The organism is Psychrobacter sp. HD31 (assembly GCF_051097895.1).
Lineage (GTDB): Bacteria > Pseudomonadota > Gammaproteobacteria > Pseudomonadales > Moraxellaceae > Psychrobacter.
On record NZ_CP142525.1, the window covers coordinates 2,125,791 to 2,147,543 of the forward strand.

At 41.0% G+C, this 21,753-nt stretch carries 12 protein-coding genes and 1 pseudogene; 12 read left to right on the forward strand and 1 reads right to left on the reverse strand.

From position 1 onward, the window contains the following. Positions 1 to 164 precede the first annotated feature (164 nt). From VH441_RS09595 to rlmD, 9 genes are all read left to right on the forward strand, one after another. Complete coding sequence (locus tag VH441_RS09595; protein ID WP_434353422.1) at positions 165 to 959, forward strand: transporter substrate-binding domain-containing protein; 795 nt, start codon at positions 165 to 167, stop codon at positions 957 to 959. A 240-nt stretch (positions 960 to 1,199) separates the two neighbouring features. Beyond that, a complete protein-coding gene (locus tag VH441_RS09600) occupies positions 1,200 to 1,937 on the forward strand; it encodes an ABC transporter permease (protein WP_434353423.1) in 738 nt (245 codons plus the stop codon). A 15-nt stretch (positions 1,938 to 1,952) separates the two neighbouring features. Then, positions 1,953 to 2,687, forward strand: coding sequence for an ABC transporter permease (locus VH441_RS09605; RefSeq protein ID WP_434353424.1), 735 nt, complete (start codon positions 1,953 to 1,955; stop codon positions 2,685 to 2,687). Positions 2,688 to 2,842: 155 nt separating this feature from the next. Next, entirely contained in the window at positions 2,843 to 3,469 is a 627-nt protein-coding gene (locus VH441_RS09610; protein ID WP_434353425.1) for a fumarylacetoacetate hydrolase family protein, read from the forward strand. A 361-nt stretch (positions 3,470 to 3,830) separates the two neighbouring features. Continuing rightward, positions 3,831 to 6,098, forward strand: coding sequence for a PhoX family protein (locus tag VH441_RS09615; protein ID WP_434353426.1), 2,268 nt, complete (start codon positions 3,831 to 3,833; stop codon positions 6,096 to 6,098). Positions 6,099 to 6,196: 98 nt separating this feature from the next. Then, on the forward strand, positions 6,197 to 6,421 hold the full coding sequence (gene tatA / locus VH441_RS09620; RefSeq protein ID WP_434353427.1) for a Sec-independent protein translocase subunit TatA: 225 nt from the start codon (positions 6,197 to 6,199) through the stop codon (positions 6,419 to 6,421). 32 nt (positions 6,422 to 6,453) lie between these two features. Continuing rightward, positions 6,454 to 6,786: a Sec-independent protein translocase protein TatB gene (tatB, locus tag VH441_RS09625; protein WP_434353428.1), complete on the forward strand. Its 333-nt coding sequence runs from the start codon at positions 6,454 to 6,456 to the stop codon at positions 6,784 to 6,786. After that, positions 6,779 to 7,576, forward strand: a complete 798-nt coding sequence (gene tatC / locus VH441_RS09630; protein ID WP_434353429.1) for a twin-arginine translocase subunit TatC — start codon at positions 6,779 to 6,781, stop codon at positions 7,574 to 7,576. The genes tatB and tatC overlap by 8 nt, the downstream gene beginning before the upstream one ends. 140 nt (positions 7,577 to 7,716) lie before the next feature. After that, a complete protein-coding gene (gene rlmD, locus VH441_RS09635; RefSeq protein ID WP_434353430.1) occupies positions 7,717 to 9,189 on the forward strand; it encodes a 23S rRNA (uracil(1939)-C(5))-methyltransferase RlmD in 1,473 nt (490 codons plus the stop codon). Positions 9,190 to 9,312: 123 nt separating this feature from the next. Here rlmD and mutS read toward each other — a convergent pair whose 3' ends face one another. After that, entirely contained in the window at positions 9,313 to 12,168 is a 2,856-nt protein-coding gene (gene mutS / locus VH441_RS09640) for a DNA mismatch repair protein MutS (protein ID WP_434353431.1), read from the reverse strand. 105 nt (positions 12,169 to 12,273) lie between these two features. Between mutS and VH441_RS09645 the strand changes: the two genes are divergently transcribed. The 3 genes and pseudogenes from VH441_RS09645 to VH441_RS09655 form a co-directional block, all read left to right on the forward strand. Continuing rightward, a complete protein-coding gene (locus VH441_RS09645; protein ID WP_434353432.1) occupies positions 12,274 to 12,867 on the forward strand; it encodes an MmcB family DNA repair protein in 594 nt (197 codons plus the stop codon). A 185-nt stretch (positions 12,868 to 13,052) separates the two neighbouring features. Next, positions 13,053 to 15,875, forward strand: coding sequence for a preprotein translocase subunit SecA (gene secA / locus VH441_RS09650; protein WP_434353433.1), 2,823 nt, complete (start codon positions 13,053 to 13,055; stop codon positions 15,873 to 15,875). Positions 15,876 to 16,273: 398 nt separating this feature from the next. After that, positions 16,274 to 21,709 (forward strand): annotated as a pseudogene (locus VH441_RS09655) (ESPR-type extended signal peptide-containing protein); the annotation flags it as partial. Positions 21,710 to 21,753 lie beyond the last annotated feature (44 nt).

Sequence of the window (21,753 nt, forward strand, 5' to 3'; positions counted from 1 at the left end):
TGACATAAGTATTAGAAATGCCAGTTAATTTTGTATAAAAGTGTTTGTTTTTCTCTATTGTGTCAGGTATTATTCAATGAGTAGTGCATACACAAACTTGTTTACACTTTAATGACAGGAATTGTCATTTTCATTTAATTTTGTTTAAAAAGGAAGATTCTATTATGCCAGCTTTACGCACTTTGACAGCAGCTAGCACGTTACTAGCATTATCTATGGGCCTAACGGCTTGTGGTGGCAACAAACCAGCAGAAGAAGCGACAGCAACGAATGAAACCGCAGAAGCATCTGCAGAAGTTGTACGTTTTGCAACTGAGGGCGCGTACCCTCCGATGAACTTTACCGACAAAGATGGTAATCTTGGTGGTTTTGATGTTGACGTTGCAAATGCACTGTGTGAACAAATGAAAGCAAACTGTGAGATTGTAGCACAAGATTGGGAAGGTATTATTCCTGGCTTGCAGGCAGAAAAATACGATGCAGTGATTGCAGGTATGTCTATCACTGATGAGCGTAAGCAAGTTGTCGATTTTACTGACCCATACTTTAGTAGTGGTTTGTTGCTAATTGCTAAAAAAGGTGAAGAAGCAAGTTTTGAAAGTCTAGCTGGTAAGTCAGTTGGCGCACAAACTGCAACGATTGCTTCTCAATATTTAGAAGAAGAATATCCTGATATTGATGTTAAATTGTATGATACTCAAGAAAACGTTAACCTTGATTTAATCAATGGTCGTTTGGATGCGGTATTAGTTGACCAGGTTGTTGGTACTGATTGGTTAAGCTCTGAAGATGCTGCTAACTTTGAGCAAAAAGGTGAAGCGGTTTCAACTGGTAAAGATGACTTTGGTATTGCCACTCGTAAAGATGATGAGTTAACTGGCAAACTAAATACAGCTTTGGCTGACATTAAGTCTAACGGTAAGTATGATGAGATTTCATCAAAATACTTTAGCAAATAATTTTTGGCTTGATAACCAGCTTTAAAAGTTTGCTATCAAGTTGATGTGTCGTTAGGTTTGCTAACCACATAAAGCCTGCTTTTATCCCCTTTAATTAGGGAACTTAAGCGGGCTTTTTTTGGATGGTGCAAAAATGGATTTAACTAGCTTTTACTGGCGGTATCGGCTTAAGCTTGTTATCATAACTAACTAATTTTAAGAACGATTGGATAGATGTATGTTTTTTAGGATGGATGTTTCATGTTAGATTTGGAAGGCTTTGGACATTTATTGATAACAGGCTCATGGCTGACTATTAAACTTGCGATAGTGAGTTTAGCTATTGGTATGGTGTTTGGTATTATTGGCGCGACTGCTAAGCTTTCATCAGTGTGGATATTTAATCGACTGGCAACCATGTATACCACGGTGATGCGTGGGATACCTGAACTATTAATGATTTTATTTATATATTTTGGCGGTACCATTATATTAAATAAAGTGTTAAAAAGTTTTGGTTATACCCAACATATTGACATTAGCCCTTTTGCAGCCGGTGTAGCGGTATTGGCAATTGCTTTTGGTGCTTACGCAACAGAAGTGTTGCGCATGGCAATACAAGAAATCCCTACCGGACAATGGGAAGCTGCTAAAGCAATAGGGATGAACCCTATACAAACTTTTTTTCGTATTATTTTACCGCAAGTTTGGGCATTGGCATTGCCAGGTTTGGGCAATTTATTTTTAGTATTGATTAAAGATACAGCATTGGTTTCGGTTGTTGGTTTATACGATATCATGTATTACGCCAAAAAGGGTGGGGAATCAACGGCAGAGCCATTTACGTTTTATTTTGCAGCGGCATTGATATACTTGCTAATCACAACCGTGGTGACTGGCGCTATGATATTTTTAGAAAAAAGAGCAAATCCAGCCAAGCAGTATTCTTTAAAACTTAAACGTATGTCTGATAGTCACAATATAGCAAGCGTGCCGTAGGGAGAGAAAAATATTATGAACTGGAATTGGAATGTAATTTTTGACTCGCTACCGACTTTGTTTGAGGCATCAATATTAACCGCTAAGTTAGTTATTTTATCGGGTATCTTAGGGCTCTTTTTTGGTGTTATTATTGGACTGCTTAGGGCAAATAAAAATAGATGGATACAAGCGTTGCCATTTGCTTTTATCTTCTTTTTTAGAGGAACGCCCTTATTAGTCCAAATATTTTTGGTATATGCAGGGCTGGGGCAGTTTGATTTTGTCCGCGAGTCTGTATTGTGGGAACCCGTTTTTAAACAAGCCTTTTGGTGTGCGATTATTGCCTTTACCTTAAACACCAGTGCTTATATTGCAGAGATTGTACGTGGTGCGATTGAAGCGATTCCGAAGGGTGAACTTGAAGCGGCAGATGCCATTGGCATGTCGCCTTTGCAAAAATTGTTAAGAGTGACCCTGCCAAGAGCCTTTGGTATTATGATCCCAGCATATAGTAATGAAGTTATTTTTATGCTTAAAGGCAGTGCGCTTGCCTCTACCATTACTTTGGTAGAGTTGACTCGTGCAGCCCAAAAAATTGGATCAAAAACGTATGCCGTTATCGAGATGTATTTTGCTGCGGGTATCTTTTATTTGTTGTTGTCGTGGTTGTTTATGTGGCTGTTTAGAAACCTAGAAAAACGATTTAACAAGCACAACCAAGGTGTCGTGCCACCAGAAGCAGCCGCTGGCACCATTGCACATTCATAATGATTATATTGATATTTTTAAGCCGTTTATACATGAGTATGAGCGGTTTTTTATTGCCTAATTAGGTTAAATGTTACAATGATTGAGATTACTAAGATTGCCATAAATAAAATTAATTTTGGTGAGAATTAATAAATTTGCGATAAGGAGTAACTATGAAAAACTTAGAAATTGGTAAAGTGGTTTGCGTTGGACGTAACTATGCCGACCATGCAAAAGAATTAGGTAATGAAGTACCTAGCCAACCCATCTTATTCATGAAGCCAGCATCTGCGGTGGTATCGATTAATGAAGCAATTCAGCTACCTGATTTTGGTGGAGAAGTACATTTTGAAGCCGAGCTTTGCGTGCAAGTGGGTAAAGATTTAGTAAATGCCAGCATGGATGAGGTTAAAACAGCGATTAATGCAGTAACCTTGGGGTTAGATTTAACATTACGTGATTTGCAAACTAAATTAAAAAGCAAAGGACACCCATGGGAGCGTTCAAAAGCGTTTGCTGGCTCGTGTGTACTGGCTGACTGGGTTTCGCCAAATGGTTTTGGCGATTTAACACAGGTGCATTATCAATTATTTATGAATGATGAATGTAAACAAGATGGTGATACTGCGCTTATGCTATTCCCGATTTATGAGCTGCTGGTAGATATTAGTAAAGCATTTGGTTTGCAGGCTGGTGATGTGGTGATGACGGGAACACCAAAAGGCGTTGGTAAAATCACAGCAGGCGATAAGTTAACGTTGGTACTAGATGAACATAGGTGGGCAACCGAAGTTTGTTAAGTGTAATACGTAAACACATGCGCAATATTTAATTATAATAATCATTTACATTTAGAGTCATGGTTTTGTCATTTATCAGTCAATTAGTTGTCATATTTCTATCATAGTATGGCAAAGATACAAGCAGTTACATTATGGCTTTTAAAGATAAATGACAAAATAAAATTTTAGGCAATCAAGCTCATTACTCATGTGATTTACGCAGCTTGTCTTGCCTTTTTTAATTCATTTACCTTTTTATTTATCGCTATTGTGTGACTTATCGCTAGTGTGATCTCTTTGTTTAAATACCAAAATAACATTGAGTACCAATTAGTTAGTGATTCGATCATCAACTCAATAAAATCCAATATGCAAGGTAATGATTATGACTCAGCACAATGAAGACCTATTTGATTATGAATACGAAGAAGATTCAAATCCTTCAAATAACCAACAATTTTCTGAAATATTAAGTAAACGTATGGATCGCCGTACTGTTTTAAAAGGGGGTGCTGGTTTAACCACAGCGGCATTTTTTGGTAGTTTGCCATTGGCAGGGTGCACAACGGCGAATAGCACAAGCCCTTATGGTTCTGGTACTACGATGACAGCCTCTGGTTTGGCAACCCCAGCAGCGGTAGATACGACTCGCCCTCAAGCATTAAAATTTGCCCCTGTTGCGCACACAACCATTGGCGATATTACGGTTGCAGATGGTTACCATGCAGAGCCAATTCTGCCATTAGGCACGCCATTAGTATCTGGCATTGAAGATTGGAAAGATAACCGAGAACAATCAGGCGAATCTTTTGAATACCGCATGGGTGATAACCATGATGGTATGTGGTTCTTTGGTAAACAAGGCAACGGCTATCATCCAAAAGAATCGAACTCCGGTTTATTAGTGATGAACCACGAATATGTTAATGCACAACATTTACACCCATCTGCCATTGGTAAGAGTAAAAAAGAGTTGCATGAGGGTAAATATGTGGTGGTAGAAGACCCAACAGCAGAAAAAATCTATCAAAAGAAGCGTCTTGCCAGTGATGTACGCCGAGAAGTCAATTGCCATGGTGTGGCGGTTGTTGAAATGAAGAAAAAAGCCAATGGTCAAGGTTATGAGATGGTAAAAGACTCCCCATTTAACCGCCGTGTTACCAGTGCTACCAAAGCGGTTTTGTCAGGTCCTGTGGCGGGTCATGCGTTAGTAAAAACCAAGTATGATCCATCGGGTCGCACAACACGTGGTATTAACAATAACTGTGGTGCGGGTTTATCACCTTGGGGTACATACCTAACAACAGAAGAAAACTTTTTGGGTGTGTTTGGGCGAGGTGAAGATACAAGCAAAATTGGGGAAAAAGCAAATTTTGCTCGCAAGCGTTATGGCGCAAAAGAAAACTTTGCAAGCTGGGGTTACCTTTGGTATACACCCGCCGCAAAAGATGAAATCTTTACTGATGAGTTTGCTCGTTGGGATATGACGGCAAAAGAAGGTGATGCTAGTCAGGACTATCGTAATGTGTTTAATACGTTTGGTTATATTACCGAAATTGACCCATTTAATCCAAAATCTGCACCAGTTAAGCGTACGGCATTAGGTCGATTTGCGCATGAAAACTGTGCTTTTGCACCCGTTGTAGAAGGTCAACCTGTTGTGTTTTATATGGGTGATGATTCTCGTGGTGAATATATTTACAAATTTGTCTCTGCAGCGAAATGGTCAAATTCCGATATTGGGGGTGGTCATCGTGCGGGTGACAAATACATGAACAAAGGCACACTGTATGTTGCTAAATTTAATGAAAATGGAACAGGTGAGTGGAAAGCCCTAAAATATGGTGTCAATGGTTTAGATGCTTCTAACAAAGCCTTACCATTTAATAGCCAGGCAGAAGTATTAATATTTGCTCGTGCAGCGGCAGATGCAGTTCATGCAACGCGTATGGATCGCCCTGAGTGGCTGTCTGTAAGCCCTATGACGGGTGAGGTATATTGCACATTAACTAACAATGCTAAAAAGAGCCGTGTTTGGGATAACAACCCTGACGGTGGTCGTACTAAGATTGATACAGTAGCAGCTAACCCACGTAGCTATGGTAAAGGTGGTAATGTACACGGTCACATTATTCGATGGGCTGAATCTGGCAATAACCATACAGCGACAACGTTTGAATGGGATATCTACTTATTTGCAGCACCTAATGATTTAAGTGCAGAAAACCTATCTGGTTTGAATGCCAATAATGACATGTCTGCCCCTGATGGCTTGTTTTTTGACCCACGTGGCGTACTTTGGATTGAAACCGATGACGGAAAATACACAGATACGACCAGTTGTATGCTTTTAGCTGCATTGCCGGGTCAAGTGGGTGATGGTCAAACAACGACAACATCAGCAGGTACACAAACTCGGGTTGGTGCTGCGGCAACTGATGAAAATATTAAGCGTTTCTTTGTTGGTCCTAAAGGCTGTGAAGTAACGGGCATTACTATGACACCAGACTTTAAAACCATGTTTATTAATATTCAGCATCCAGGTGGTAACTGGTCTGCTGCAAATAATGGTTCAACACCACGTTCAGCAACGGTTATGATTACCAAAAAAGATGGCGGTGTCATCTTGGGTGAATCTATGGCATAAAGCCATCAAAACAAAAGAATGAATGAGATTATTAAAATCACTTAAATCATTTAAGTGATTTTAATTTTAAGCGTTAAAATTTACAAAAGGAGCCTAAGATGGGCGGACTATCGATTACACACTGGTTAATACTTTTAGCAGTTGTCGCACTTGTATTTGGCACATCAAAACTAAAGAACATAGGCAAAGACGTAGGCGGCGCAGTCAAAGACTTTAAAGATGCCGTTAACGACGAAGAACAAGAACACGCCAACCGTGTCATTGACCATCAAAACACCACAAACAATGACACCCTAAAAAACAAAAACGAACAAAATGTTTAGCCCCAAGCTATAACAAACCGTAACGAGCCAGCATGTTTGATATTGGATTCTCAGAAATTTTAGTTTTTGGGGCCATCGCCTTAATTGTCCTTGGTCCAGAAAAACTCCCACAAGCAGCCCGAACGGCTGGCAAATGGTATAGCAAAGCCAGACGCACCATGGCAAACCTACAAGCCGAACTAGAAAACGAACTCGACCTTGCAGAAACCCGTAAACAAATGCAAGCCGAACTCGCCAAAATACGTGAAGCCGAAGCCAATATGCAAAAAGAACTGCGTGAAATGCGTGGCAATATGCAAAAACTACAAGAAGAACAAAACCAAGAACTGGCTCAAACCAAACAAGCTGACACCCATCATGACTAACACACCACCAGATACGACCCCCATCTTATCTAAAGATGAAATAGAAGCAGATGACAGCTTAGCTAACTCACCAATTATTGATCACTTAGTAGAACTGCGTCGTCGTTTGGTAAAAGTATTTGCTGGCGTATTGGTTATCTTTTTAGCACTGATTGGCTTTTCTCGCCAATTATACGACTTTTTCTCTGACCCTTTGGTGGCTCAGTTACCTGCCAATGCCTCAATGATAGCAACCGATGTGACCACCCCATTTATGGCACCACTTCGGTTAACCTTGTTTGTTGCTGCCTTTATTGCCATGCCTTATATTTTGTATCAGGTATGGGCATTTGTGGCACCAGGGCTGTATAAAAAAGAGAAAAAAATCGCCATTCCTATTTTGTTGGCTTCGGTTGTTTTATTTTATGCGGGGGTGGCATTTGCTTATTTTATTGTACTACAAGGTGTCTTAAAGTTTTTTATTGTGTTTTCGCCAGAAAATGTGTTGCCGATGACGGATATTAATAGTTATCTTAGTTTTGCGATGAAGTTGTTTTTGGTGTTTGGGGCAACGTTTGAGATTCCTGTGGTGACGTTATTGTTGGTGTTGGCAGGGGTGGTATCTACTGAGGCTTTAGAAGATAAACGCCGTTATATTATTGTGGGCTGTTTTGCGGTTGCTGCGATTGTGACGCCACCTGATGGGGTGTCTATGTTGATGCTTGCTATCCCTATGTGGTTGTTGTTTGAACTCGGGCTGGTTTTGGCTAAGGTTTTGGGTAAAGAACGACAAGCGGATGCGGTTGTTTAATTGGTGTGTTTTCACGCTTTAATCTTTTAGTCATTTTAAACTAGGCTTGTTACCATTGGCTGCTAAAATCAAAAGGCATAATGGCAAATGTGTTATCATTTTGGCTGTTAAAATTTATAGATTAATCAGCGAGCCATTGCATGCGTCATAAGCCAGCTAACAAAAAAGCAAATCAGCGCTTTAAACAAAAAAATCTGACTCAAAAACAAAAATTGCCAATCATAGAATTGGCTATTACTGGGTTAACTCATGATGGGCGAGGGGTTGCCACCTATCAACAAGGTGAAAAGCAAGGCAAAAAAGTGTTTGTTAGCTTTGCTTTACCTAATGAAGTGGTAAAAGCACAGCTCACTAACCAGCGTAAAAATTATGAAGAAGCTGAAGCAGTTGAGGTTATTGAACCGTTAAATAAACACAGACAAAACCCCTTTTGTCAGCATTTTGCTCAATGTGGTGGTTGTAGCTTGCAACATTGGCAAGCTGATGGACAACTTGCTTTTAAACAATCGGTACTTGCCGAGCACTTTCAGCACCAAGCGGATATACAACCTGACGAGTGGCTGACTCCCATTGTTGGCGATACAGTAGGGTATCGTACCAAAGCGAGGTTGGGTGTGCGCTATTTGTCTGGCAAACGAGGCGCAAAAAATAACCAAGGTAAACTGGTGCTGGGCTTTCGTGAGCGTGCTAGTAACCGCTTGACGAATATCAGCCAATGCCCTGTGCTGGATAAACGTATTAATAATGAAATCACCAATCTAAAAACACTATTAAAAAGCTTGCAGGGTGTGCAGCATATTACACATATTGAAGTTGCGGTAGGAGAAAAAATATCAAACTTAATTGATGGTGATAGCAATATAGCGATGATTATCCGTCATGTGCAGCCTTTGGTTAGCAAAGATATTGACAAATTAAGTGCGTTTTTTGAGCAACGAAAGTGGCAACTGTATCTACAACCAAAAGGGATAAACAGTATTTATCGTGTAGGGTGTGCCACGCAGCAAAAAAATACAAAAAAGCTCGGTCGGCTTTATTATCAATTGCCTGACTTCGGTTTGGTATATGAGTTTGTGCCAACCGACTTTACGCAAGTGAATCAGTCGGTCAATCACCAAATGGTTAAGCAAGCTTGTGACTTATTAAAACTACAACCTGGTGAGCGTGTGCTTGATTTATTTAGTGGTTTGGGCAATTTTAGTTTACCAATGGCAAAGTTGGTGAATAAACAAGGGATGGTAATTGGTGTGGAAGGCAGTAATAAAATGACTCAAAGAGCCAAAGATAACGCCAAACGTAATTTGCTAGAAAACACCCAGTTTTATACGCAAGACTTAACCCAAGACCTATCAAAGTGTGAATGGGCATCAGAATCTTTTGATGCCTTGCTTATTGACCCACCAAGAGCAGGGGCGTGGGAAGTGATGCAATATATCCCAAAATTTAATGCCAAAAGGATAGTTTATGTGTCTTGCGACCCAGCAACCCTTGCACGGGATAGTAAAGCCTTACTTGAGCAAGGCTATAAATTGACACACGCTGGGGTGATGGATATGTTTTGTCACACAGCGCATGTTGAGTCAATAGCTCGATTTGAAAAAATTGCTGATTAGTCAATAAAATTAAAAATCAATCATGCCAGTATATGATGTATCGAGTTTTTGTTGTGTTTTAATTCGCTGTACTTTAATAGGCTTATTAAGCAAGATAATTAAGTTGCTATATTTTTTTAAACATTATTGATTTTTTAATGCATAAACCCAATCCAAGGCTTGCTTTGCGGTCATTTCATCTGGATCAATCTCATTGATTAGTGCATTTAATGCATCAAATTTGGCTGCTTTTTTTGCCACTTTGTCGGTTTGTTCTTTTTCTTTTGCAAAATCAAATAAATCTGCCTGCGTATGTTTATCTGGCAATGTTTTTTGAGATTTGTTAACTTTGGCGTGTTGGGACTGCTGAACAAGATAATGATTTAAATACTCTTGTGCTTGGGTCAAAACATCATTTGGTACGCCAGCCATTTTAGCAACATGCAAACCAAAGCTTGAGTTTGCGGCACCCTCTCGTATTTGGTGCAATAGTAATAATTTGCCTTCAATCTCGCTGGCAGCGACATGCATGTTTCTCATATTTTGATGGGTATCGGCAACTTGTGTTAGCTCAAAATAGTGGGTAGCAAATAGGGTTAAGCAGCGCATATCTGCCAAGCGTTTTACACAGGCAAACGCCATTGCTAGCCCATCGGTTGTGCTAGTACCACGCCCAACTTCATCCATCAGTACTAAGGCTTTGTCTGTTGCCAAATTGAGTATGTGTGCTGTTTCAATCATCTCAACCATAAAGGTAGACTTGCCACCGGCAAGGTCATCCGCCGAACCAATGCGAGTAAAAATACGGTCGATGTCACCAATGGTGGCGTGTTCGGCAGGGACAAAACTGCCACAGCTGGCTAACAAAACAATTAATGCCACTTGTCGCATGTAGGTGGATTTACCCCCCATATTAGGACCTGTGATTAACAGTAAATGCTCTGGATGCGTGTTTGTGCCCATGCTGCTGTCGTTGGCAACAAAGTGATTGGCAATATGCGCTGAGCCAGATGCCGTGCCAGTTTGTTGGCTGGCAATTAAACCGGCTTCAACCACCAAATGGCGACCTTTTTTAATATCTAATATGCCAGACTTTGTGCTCATGGTTGGGCGTTGCCAATGGTATTTAGTGGCAAGCATTGCCCAGTTGATAAGCACATCAATCTGTGCAATGGATTGAGCCAACTGTTGCAGGTTACTGACCTGGCTAGCAAGTTGCGCTAATAACTGGTTATAAAGTAGTTTTTCTTTTGCCAATGCCTGTGACTGAGCCGTTAGATAATCATTTTCTAGTGTTTTTAGCTCATCGGTAATGTAACGCTCACTATTTTTTAAAGTTTGCCTGCGTATAAATTCGCTAGGGGCAGCGTCTGCTTGCCCTTTTGGTAACTCAAAATAAAAGCCACTCACTTTGTTAAAACCAACTTTTAAACTGGGTAAATGATACTGAGCAGTCAGAGTGCTTGCCATGGTGTCCAAGGTGTCTTGCACATTGTCATGTAAATGCGTTAAACGATCAAATTCCTCGTCATAGCCTGTTTTAATCATACCGCCATCACGGATGTGAGCAGGGGGCTCTTCAACAATGGCTTGCTCAATTAAGCTGGCAATATCATCTAAAATCGAGGTTGCGCTTGGTAGGTTGGTTAACAGCATTGGCAACAACCCATTTTGTGCCGCGTTAACCTTTAATTTGTTTAATTGAGTTTCTATTACTGTACTCAAACGGATGCTATCGGCAAGTCGTCTTAAATCACGTGGTTTGGCTGAGTTAAGGCTAATACGACTGCTAATACGCTCAATATCTGCAAAGTCTGCTAGCGTATCTTGCAAGCTCTTTAGGTGCGCTTCGTTACTATTTTTTAGCAAGGTTTCAATGGCATCAGCCCTAAGTTTGATATGTTCTCGCTTACGCAATGGGCGTTTAATTTGCTGTGGTAATAAACGTCTGCCCATTGGTGTTTGGCAGTGGTTAAGTACCTCAATCAAAGATGTACCATTTGGGCTAATACTGTAAAAAATCTCTAAATTACGCTGGCAAATATCATCAATAATTAAGTAATCTTGCGAGTTTTCAACCACCAGTTGGTTAACATGCGGTATCTGCCGTTGTTGGGTCTGTCTTGCATAATGGATGAGCGCTGCCGTGCTTGTTTGAGCAAGTGTACTGTGTGCAATGCCTAAGCCATCAACATGGCGAACATCAAACTGTTGGCAAATGGTTGCCGCGGCATGCTTGGCAGAAAAATCACTACTGGCAATCTCAATAACCGCACATTTTAGGGTTTGTTGTAACCACAGGTTTATATCATCATCCCCAATTTTTATTTGGTTGGCGCTAATGCCTTCACTAATTAAACATTCGCTTGGCTCAAAACGTGCCAGTACAGTGGCAAGCTCGTTTTTAATTTGTTTGGCATCAGTACCTTCAATGCTTTGGCAAATTACTTTACCAGCAGCGATGTCCAAACGACTAACACCTATTTTGTATTGCGACTTTTTATGGTTTATATCAAAATCTATGGCAACCACGCTGGGAGTTTGGCTAGTACCATGACTGGCGGCAATAAGCGTATCTTCGGTAATGGTACCAGCGGTTAGGGTACGTACCACTTCACGTTTCATAATGCCTTTGGCGGGTTTACCATTTGTTTTGTTTTGGTTGGTTTCTTCTTCCATTTGCTCACAAATGACAACGGTTTGTCCTTTGGCAATCATGCGGGCCATGTAACTGTCGGCAGCATGAAAAGGCACACCTGCCATGGGGATATTTTGTCCAGCTTTGTCGTTACCGCGGCGAGTTAACGTAATGTCTAGCAGGCGTGCTGCTTTTTTGGCATCTTCAAAAAACAATTCATAAAAATCCCCCATGCGATATAGCAACAAAGCATTGGGATACTTTGCCTTCATTTGCAGGTATTGCACCATCATTGGGGTATGGTTGTTTAGGTCGTAGGTTTGGTTGTCTATTTTTAAAATGTTTTCGCTCGTTAGTGTCATGGCGTTGGGATAGCTTGGTTATTGTAAATCTGGATTAATATGGCATTTTAGCATGGTAAACTAGGGCAAACGTAATCAATTTATTTAAAATTAACATGGGGTTTTATGTCACGCATTAAAGGCAAAAAAATCATAACCAACATATCGCAAGTTATTTCTGGCAATCAGATAGAAAAAAACTTAAAACTTGCCATTCAGTATCATTTTATAAAAAAGAAATACAGCGTATTTTTAGAAAAAAACATTGCCACACAAATGACTTTGCCAGACTTATGCAAAGTAGATGCCAGTCTTGCTGACTTAAAGTTTGATGAAACTACCCGCAGATACCGTGCTGATGTATTAGCAATTAATACCAAAAGTGAAGTGGTTATTATCGAGATAAAGTCTTCAAAAAAAGATTATACCTCAGACAATAAGTTTTTAAATTATCGTCACTATTGCGACAAACTTTATTTGGCAGTAACCGATGATTGGTTAACCCAAGCAATGATTGATGACATACCAAAAGGAGTTGGAATTATCCATGTATCGTTAGATATTGAAAATAAACCCGTTTTTCATTACCTGCGTAAAGCACGCAAACTTAACATGTTAAAGTCTGGCACGCGTTATGCCATGATGGTTAACCTTGCTTGGCATTCTGGGTTATCGGTTAAGCAAGTGATGCTAAGAAAACCTGTGATTAAGCCTGACTAAAAACTAAAAATAACTCAAAGGATTAGCTAAAGGTAGTCGAATTGTTTTTAATTTTGGTTGCTTTTTATGTAAAACCATACAAATTCTCCTGATATTCTTGTATTCATACAAAGCGTGACCATATATAATAGGTGGATTAATTTTTTCCCTATTTTTTATTTTAAGCACTCTCTAGGTTTTAAACTATGTTAAACAAAGTTATCAGCACAGTTATTGGCACTAAAAATGACCGTGAGCTGAAGCGAATGAGAAAAACCGTTGAAAAAATCAATGGATATGAATCACAAATTCAAGCATTAAGCGATGAAGCATTAACTGCCAAAACGGCAGAATTTCAAAAACGCCATAAAGAAGGTGAAAGCCTAGATAAACTGTTACCAGAAGCTTTTGCGGTATGTCGTGAAGCATCTATCCGTATTAATGGTATGCGCCATTATGATGTACAGCTGATTGGTGGTATTGTGCTCCACGATGGCAAAATTGCCGAAATGAAAACAGGGGAAGGTAAAACGCTAATGGCAACCTTAGCCATTTATCTAAATGCGTTAAGTGGCAAAGGTGTGCATATTGTTACAGTAAACGACTATCTGGCAAGACGTGATGCCGAGCTAAATGCTCCTTTATTTAACTTTTTAGGGCTAACAATTGGGGTGGTTTACTCACAGCAACCGCCGATGGAAAAAGTCGGTGCTTATCAAGCGGATATTACCTACGGTACTAACAATGAATATGGCTTTGACTACCTGCGTGACAATATGGTGTTTAGCCTAGAAGAAAAAAAACAGCGTCCATTAAACTTTTGTATTATTGATGAAATTGATTCAATTCTAATTGATGAGGCACGTACACCACTCATTATCTCTGGTCAAGCAGATGACTCTTCTCATACCTATAAGGTGATTAACGACATCATCCCACGTTTAAAGCGTTCTGATGATGAAGAAGCCAACCGAGAAAACACCGCCGATGATTTTTGGATTGATGAAAAAAACCGCGGTATCGAGATTAGTGAAAAAGGCTATGAAAAAATAGAAGACTTCTTAGTAGAAGTCGGTGAAATGAAAGCGGGTGAAAGTCTTTATAGTCCTACTCGCTTACCACTACTTGCTCATGTACAAGCAGCGATACGTGCGCATCACCTGTTTGCTAAAAACGTTAACTACATTGTGCAAGAAGGTGAGGTAGTTATTGTTGATGAAAACACAGGTCGTACTATGCCTGGCAGACGTTGGTCAGAAGGTTTGCACCAAGCAGTAGAAGCAAAAGAAGGGGTTGAGATTCAGCCAGAAAACCAAACGATGGCGACCACCACCTTCCAAAACTACTTCCGTTTGTATGACAAACTATCTGGTATGACGGGTACAGCAGATACAGAAGCAGCAGAATTTAAATCAACTTACGACTTAGATGTGGTGGTGATTCCTACTCATCGCCCAATTGCCCGTTTGGATTTAGATGACCAAATCTTTTTAAGCAAGCTTGGTAAATACAAAGGCATTATGCGACAGATTCAAGAAATCCAAGCAAAAGGTGCCCCTGTACTGATTGGTACAGCAACTATTGAGGCCAGTGAGGAATTGTCCTATTTATTAGACCAAGCAGGTATTAAACATAATGTGCTAAACGCCAAGCAACATGAGCGTGAGGCAGAAATTATTGCACAGGCAGGCGCACCAAGAGCGGTTACCATTGCAACCAACATGGCAGGTCGTGGTACGGATATTATTTTGGGTGGTAACTGGCAAGCCCAAGTAGAAGACTTAAGCACGCTAACCGAAGATGAAAAACAGCGTTTACTAGACGATTGGAAAATACGTAACCAACAAGTAATTGATGCCGGTGGTTTGCATATTATTGGTTCAGAACGTCATGAGTCTCGCCGTATTGATAACCAATTGCGTGGTCGTGCAGGTCGTCAGGGTGACCCAGGCATGTCTCGCTTCTTTTTATCATTAGAAGATGACTTAATGCGTATTTTTGCAGGCGACCGTGTTATGAATATGATGCGAGCGATGGGATTAAAAGAAGACGAAGCCATTGAACATAAAATGGTTTCTCGCTCTATCGAAAACGCTCAAACTAAAGTTGAAGCACGTGACTTTGATGCTCGTAAAAACCTCCTAAAATATGATGATGTTGCCAATGAGCAACGTAAAGTGATTTATAAGCAGCGTGATGAGTTGTTGGCAGAGGCAGACTTGCAAGCTTCTATCGAGTCGATGCACCATGATGTTTATAACGCCATGATTGACGAGTTTATCCCACCTGGATCGGTTGAAGATCAATGGAATATTGATGGTTTAGAGGATGAACTAGAAGATGAATTTAAAGTTTATATTCCAATTAACGACTGGTTGGATGAAGACCGTCGTTTAGATGAAGAAGGTATCCGCGAAAGAGTGGTTAACATGGCATTAGCACGTTATCACGAACGTCGAGAAACAATGGGAGAATCGAATGGTGGCAGATTAGAGCGTCATTTAATGTTGCAAAGTTTAGATCGCCATTGGAAAGAACACTTAACGCAAATGGATCAGTTGCGTAAAGGTATCCATTTACGTGGTTATGCGCAAAAAAACCCAGAGCAGGAGTATAAACGTGAATCGTTTGATTTGTTCCAATCGATGATGGGGGCAATTAAATCTGATACAGTGCAAGATCTGTCGCGGGTGCATGTACCAACTAAAGAAGAAATGGAAGCACTGCAAGAACAACAACGCCTTGAAGCAGAACGATTACGTGAACAAATGCAGTTTAAGCACCAAGAAATGGGTTCAATAACGGCAGAAGACAATAAAAATGCAGAGTCACAGCGTAGCCAGCCACTCGCTAAACAAGCAGGGCAAGTACATATGAGTGTTGGCACAGCGGGTAGTGCTGTGCAAGCAAACCAAACGGCAACTTCAAACGATGAAGAAAATCCATATGCCAATATGAATATTAGTCGAAATGCGCCATGCCCCTGTGGTTCTGGACTTAAATATAAACAATGCCATGGCAAAATTTAACTCCTAAAAACTTAAATATTATTAGTTGTTTTACAATAAAAACCCAAAGACAATACAAACGCTTTGGGTTTTTTAATGTGTTTCTTTTATTCAGCTATAGAATGATTTGACATAGATTCATTTATATAGGGATATCCTTGTTTTTTTTTATTAGTGATGTAAAATCAAATACATGACGTTTGTTGAAAAAACCATGCCTCATTATAAAACTTGCAAACATGAATCGCTGTTCCTAATTATGCTCGGATATACTAATAAAATAATATTACAATAAGAAACAATAATTTATATTGATATTTCAATAAATCCCGAGTAGAGTTAAAAGTAGCGTAGTTGTATTTTCCACTGTTTTATTAAAACTAATAACCGATAATTTTTAATTATTCTAAGGATAAGATATGAACCACGTATATAAAGTAATATTTAACAAATCAACAGGAGCATTCACTGCCGTATCGGAATTTGCTAAAGGACACGTAAAAAGTAGCAAAAAAGTAGCTATTGGAGAAAAGTTTCCTAGTATAAAAATTAAACGAATGACATTGTCTGCATTAGTATCTTCGGTACTGTTAGCACTTAGCGGACAAGTATCAGCTGCTGCTGGTGGGAGTACAGCTACTCAGCCTGCGGGTGGCACGTTACCGACCAACCAAAAACTTGGAGGCTATTGGAATCCAGCAACAAGTACTCCTGGAACAGCAGATGCTGAATGTGGACCAGACGGTAATTTGTCATGTTGGTGGACCTGGGGTACAGAGTTTACAGGTGTCGATGCAAATGGAACGCCGATTGTTTCTATGGCAACGTCGGTTGCTGAGGGTGGTGCGGGCGGTGTTTTAGGAAATGGTGTTAAAACCAGTAATACTATTCTTGCCGGGGTTGCAGAAGGAATAGACGATTACGATGCCGTTAATGTAAAACAGTTAAATGAAGCTTTGGTTTCAGCCGGTGGTAATACTTACTTTCATGCTAATGATGCCGATGCAACTAACGATGGCGTAACAAACACAACCAACTATGGAAAAACTAATGATGCTGCTGGTGCACAAGGTAGCAATTCTGTTGCTGCTGGGGTTAATGCACAAGCAACAAATGGTGGTGCAGTTGCAATTGGCTATGAGTCAAGTGCAAAAGGCGCTAATAGTTTTGCAGTTGGCGAAAATTCAGAAGCAGTGGCTAACAACTCCATTGCTATAGGGGCAGATTCAAAGGCAAATACGACTTACACAACGGCGATTGGTCGTGCTACTAATGCGACAGGGTCTGGTGCTACAGCGATTGGTGGTGGCACTGCATCAGGCGCAGGTTTGGCTGCGTCTGCTACGGGTTCAGGCTCTGTGGCTATAGGTGGTGGCTATACAGGTAATGCAGGGGCAAAAGCGAATGGCAAAGAAGCTATTGCCATCGGCAATGGTTCAGCTACTGATTTTGACGAAAGTATTGCATTAGGCGCTAACTCAATTGTAACGACAGATAAAAATGTTACAGGCGTTAATCCACTAAATTCGGATATTACCGCTGACCCTGCTGCCGCTTGGACATCTACAGCAGCAGCAGTATCCGTTGGCGATACATCAAATGCCGATAATACTAATTGGGTTACTCGGCAAATAACTGGCGTTGCAGCAGGTACTGAAAAGACGGATGCCGTAAACGTTGCCCAGTTAACAGCAGTTGCGAATGCCCCACTAATTTTTACAGGGAACACCAATAACGACACTGCTGACAGCACAAACAACTATCAAGCTAATAATGGCACAGAACGTCAACTCAATGAAACACTCAACATCATTGGTTCTAACACATCAGTTACTGGATTGACAGAAGATACCAGCGAAGAAACCGCAGGGGACACATATTCAAGCAAAAACATCCAAACTGTAGTAACGGATGGACAAGTCCAAATACAAATGTCAACTAACCCTGAATTCAACACAGTCAAAGTTGGTGGCACCAACCCAATTGTCATCAGCGACACAGGCATTGACATGGGCAGTGGTAAGAACCGTAAGATAAGCAACCTAGCAGCTGGTATAGCCGACAACGATGCAGTTAATGTTAGTCAGCTAAAAGCCAGCAAATGGGACATTGCTGGTAATGACGGAAATGCTGTTGCAGACGGTGTGAATAAAGATGACAAAGTCAGCTTTAAAAATGGTAACGCCACAACAAGCAGCGTTACAGGAGGACCTAGTGCCTTTGACGTTAAGTACGATGTCAACGTAGATGACGACACCATCAAAATCGTCGACAACAAACTAGAAGTCAACACGGATGCCATTGCTAGTCAAACCGAGCTAACATACAAAGCAAACAATGACAACGGCAGCAAAAAAACAGTCTCACTAGCAGACGGTTTAGACTTTACCAATGGCACCAACACCACAGCGGAAGTTGGGGACAATGGGGTGGTTAAATTTAACGTGACCACAGAAGAATTAGCCGTTGCCGATGGCAAAGTTAGCAGCACCACGAGTGATGCACCTGCCAGTGCAAAAAGTATTGCTGATGCTATCAACAACACCGGTTGGAACGTACAAGCCTCAGCCGATGGTGGCGAGTTAGGCGGAACCAGTAGTAAAGAATTGGTTCAAGCTGGCGAAGACGTTAACCTCAAAGCAGGTAAAAACATCAAAGTCACCCAAGCAGGACAAAACTTTACCTTTGCGACCAAAGACGACGTTGAATTCAACACAGTCAAAGTTGGTGGCACCAACCCAATTGTCATCAGCGACACAGGCATTGACATGGGCAGTGACCAGAACCGTAAGATAAGCAATCTAGCAGCTGGTACAGCCGACAACGATGCAGTGAATGTTAGTCAATTAACTGCCGTAGCTGAAGAATTAGATAAAAAGAATTATTTCCATGTAAATAAATCTAATGCAGAGGTTACCTCGTCAGTGAATGACAACCGTGATGATGTGGATGGTGTAGGTAATGCAACTGGCGCTTATGCATCAGCAGCAGGTTATGCTGCTAAAGCCACTGGTAGACATACAGCTGCTCTGGGCTCTTTTGCTAATGCGACTGCCACACGTTCGACAGCAACAGGGGCTTTTTCTAAAGCAACTGAATTAAATGCAACAGCAACAGGTGCGGTTTCTAAGGCAACAAACAAGTTTACAACAGCCACTGGTGCTTATTCACATGCAACTGAGGTTCGAGCGACTTCATTAGGTTCTTACGCTAGAGCAACTGGGCGCAATTCAACGGCAACGGGTTATAATGCGAAAGCAACTGCAATCGGCGCAACGGCAACAGGTATGGCTTCTCAAGCAACCTCCATCAGAGCAACAGCCAACGGTTTTAATGCAAAAGCAACAGACACAAGAGCAACCGCAACGGGCTCTTTTGCGAACTCAACAAAAACAAGAGCAACCGCCAATGGTTATTTTTCAGAGGCGACGGGCGTAGGTGCTTCATCAATTGGTGCACATGCTCAAGCGAGTGGCTCTTATGCAACAGCTTTGGGTGGTGGTTCTAGAAGTTCAAATGCACCGAATGCATCAGGTGACTTTTCTACCGCGATTGGATTCAAGTCAAAAGCAACAGATGATAGCTCGTTCGCAGCAGGAACTAACGCTTTAGCTTCTGCTAAACAATCCATCGCTATTGGTGAAGATACACAAGCAAATGGTGCTCAGTCAATCAGTATCGGTACAGGTAACATTGTTAATGGAAATAATTCAGGTGCTATTGGTGACCCAACAACCATAGATGGTAACAACAGTTATTCTTTAGGTAACAACAATAACATAGCACAAGACAATATTTTTGTAGTGGGCAATGAGGTTACCACAACACAAGCAAACAGTGTAGTGCTAGGGAATGAAAGTACAGACCGTGCAGCAACGGCAGAAACTAATGCAACGATTGGCGATACCACCTATAGCGGATTTGCTGGAGTTGGTAGCGTAGAAAACGGTATTGTAAGTGTTGGTGCAGCAGGTAAAGAGCGACAAATCATCAATGTTGCAGCAGGTGAAGTTTCTAGTACCTCTACAGATGCGATTAATGGTAGTCAGCTGTATGCAGTGGCTAATGAGTTAGATAGAGAGACTTATTTCCACGTTAATGGTACAGGTGCAGATGCCAGTTCTGATTCAACAGCAAGTGCCGATAATTTAGCAAATGTTGAAGGTATTGGTGGTGCAACGGGCGTTAATGCATTGGCTGCTGGCATTAATGCTAAAGCTTCTGGAGAAAATAGTTCATCTGTTGGTTATAACAACACAGTTGAAAACAAAAATAGCCAAGCCTTTGGTAATGAAAATGTGATTTCTGGTACTTATCCATTTATAGGTGCTACTAAGAATACGGCAGTAGGCTCAAATAACAAAACGACCGATAGTACGCTAACTTCAACCTTTGGTGGTGGCAATACCGTTGATCAATCTATTTATGCCTCAACCATTGGTGCTAATAACAAGGTTACTGAAGGTAAGGCTGTTGGTGTTTATGGTACATTGAATACCATCAAGAAATCGACTGGCATTAGCGTAACAGGTGGTGACAACACCGTTACTGATGCGACAAATACATTTGTCTTTGGTGGCAGTAACACAGTTGAAGACTCATCAGGGAATATTGGCATCGTAGGTGCTGGTAATGATGTTGATAGTACAAATACGCTAAGTATTGTTGGCGATAATAATAAAGTGAGTGGCGTTGGTGCAGATGGGGCTAGCGGTATTCATGGTTCTGATAATACAGTAAATAACGTATCTAATGTTCGTGTGATTGGTAATAACAACACAGCAACTGCAGATAGCGCACTTATCTTCGGTAATGACAGCACGATAAGTGGAAAAGACTCAGGTGTATTTGGTTCAAGCAATGAAGTTTCAGGCGAGAACACGTTTGTTGTAGGTAACAATGTTAACGAAGCTACACAAGATAACAACGTTATCTTAGGTAATAACTCAAGTGAAAAATCAGCCACATCAGCTGATGGCAAAGCAACTCAAGTAACTAATGCCACAATTAATGATGTAACCTACGGTGACTTTGCAGGCACGGCAAGTGCTATTGTTTCTGTTGGTAAAGAAGGTGCAGAGCGTCAAATTACTAACGTGGCACCAGGAGCGATTACGGCCACATCTACAGATGCGATTAATGGTAGTCAGCTGTATGCAGTGGCTAATGAATTAGATAGAGAGACTTATTTCCACGTTAATGGTACAGGTGCAGATGCCAGTGCTGATCCAACAGCAAGTGCCGATAACTTAGCAAATGTTGAAGGTATTGGTGGTGCAACGGGCGTTAATGCATTGGCTGCTGGCCTTGATACAATGGCTGCTGGCATATCGGCGGTATCTATCGGTCATAAGGCTAATGCCAGTGCCGAAGATGTAGTTGCTATTGGGATGAAAGCAGGTAAGGGCACCAGTGGTAATGATCGTTCAGTACTGATTGGTAAAGAAGCAGGTCAAAACAGCGTTGCTGTTAGTAATAAAAAAGAAAATGTTTATATCGGTTTCAGTGCCGGCGAAGATGCTGAAGGTGGCTGGAATACTATGATTGGTACACAAAATGCGGGGGCTGGTGTTAAAGGCAATGGCAATGCGGGTATTGGTCAAGCTACTCTATACCGAGCAGAAGGAAACAACAACTCAGGTTTGGGACCTTATGCAGGTAATAATAGTAAAGGAAATAACAACACTTATTCAGGTTTTTATTCAGGCTTTAGATCTGATGGAGACTATAACACCTACAGTGGATCACAGGCAGGTTATAAGGCTACAGGAGATAACAATGTTGCATTAGGTAAGTTGGCTGGTAGAGAAATTACCGCAGATAGAGCAACTGCTTTAGGTGCTTACGCAAAAGCAACGGAGGATGCTGGTGTTGCACTAGGTAGTAATTCTGTAGCGGA

Excerpts from the sequence above, each read along its gene's own strand:
- VH441_RS09605 (WP_434353424.1), top strand. The coding sequence starts at position 1,953 with ATGAACTGGAATTGGAATGTAATTTTTGACTCGCTACCGACTTTGTTT.
- secA (WP_434353433.1), top strand. The coding sequence starts at position 13,053 with ATGTTAAACAAAGTTATCAGCACAGTTATTGGCACTAAAAATGACCGT.
- VH441_RS09600 (WP_434353423.1), top strand. The coding sequence starts at position 1,200 with ATGTTAGATTTGGAAGGCTTTGGACATTTATTGATAACAGGCTCATGG.
- VH441_RS09645 (WP_434353432.1), top strand. The coding sequence starts at position 12,274 with ATGTCACGCATTAAAGGCAAAAAAATCATAACCAACATATCGCAAGTT.
- VH441_RS09595 (WP_434353422.1), top strand. The coding sequence starts at position 165 with ATGCCAGCTTTACGCACTTTGACAGCAGCTAGCACGTTACTAGCATTA.
- tatB (WP_434353428.1), top strand. The coding sequence starts at position 6,454 with ATGTTTGATATTGGATTCTCAGAAATTTTAGTTTTTGGGGCCATCGCC.
- tatA (WP_434353427.1), top strand. The coding sequence starts at position 6,197 with ATGGGCGGACTATCGATTACACACTGGTTAATACTTTTAGCAGTTGTC.
- rlmD (WP_434353430.1), top strand. The coding sequence starts at position 7,717 with ATGCGTCATAAGCCAGCTAACAAAAAAGCAAATCAGCGCTTTAAACAA.
- tatC (WP_434353429.1), top strand. The coding sequence starts at position 6,779 with ATGACTAACACACCACCAGATACGACCCCCATCTTATCTAAAGATGAA.
- VH441_RS09610 (WP_434353425.1), top strand. The coding sequence starts at position 2,843 with ATGAAAAACTTAGAAATTGGTAAAGTGGTTTGCGTTGGACGTAACTAT.
- VH441_RS09615 (WP_434353426.1), top strand. The coding sequence starts at position 3,831 with ATGATTATGACTCAGCACAATGAAGACCTATTTGATTATGAATACGAA.
- mutS (WP_434353431.1), bottom strand. The coding sequence starts at position 12,168 with ATGACACTAACGAGCGAAAACATTTTAAAAATAGACAACCAAACCTAC.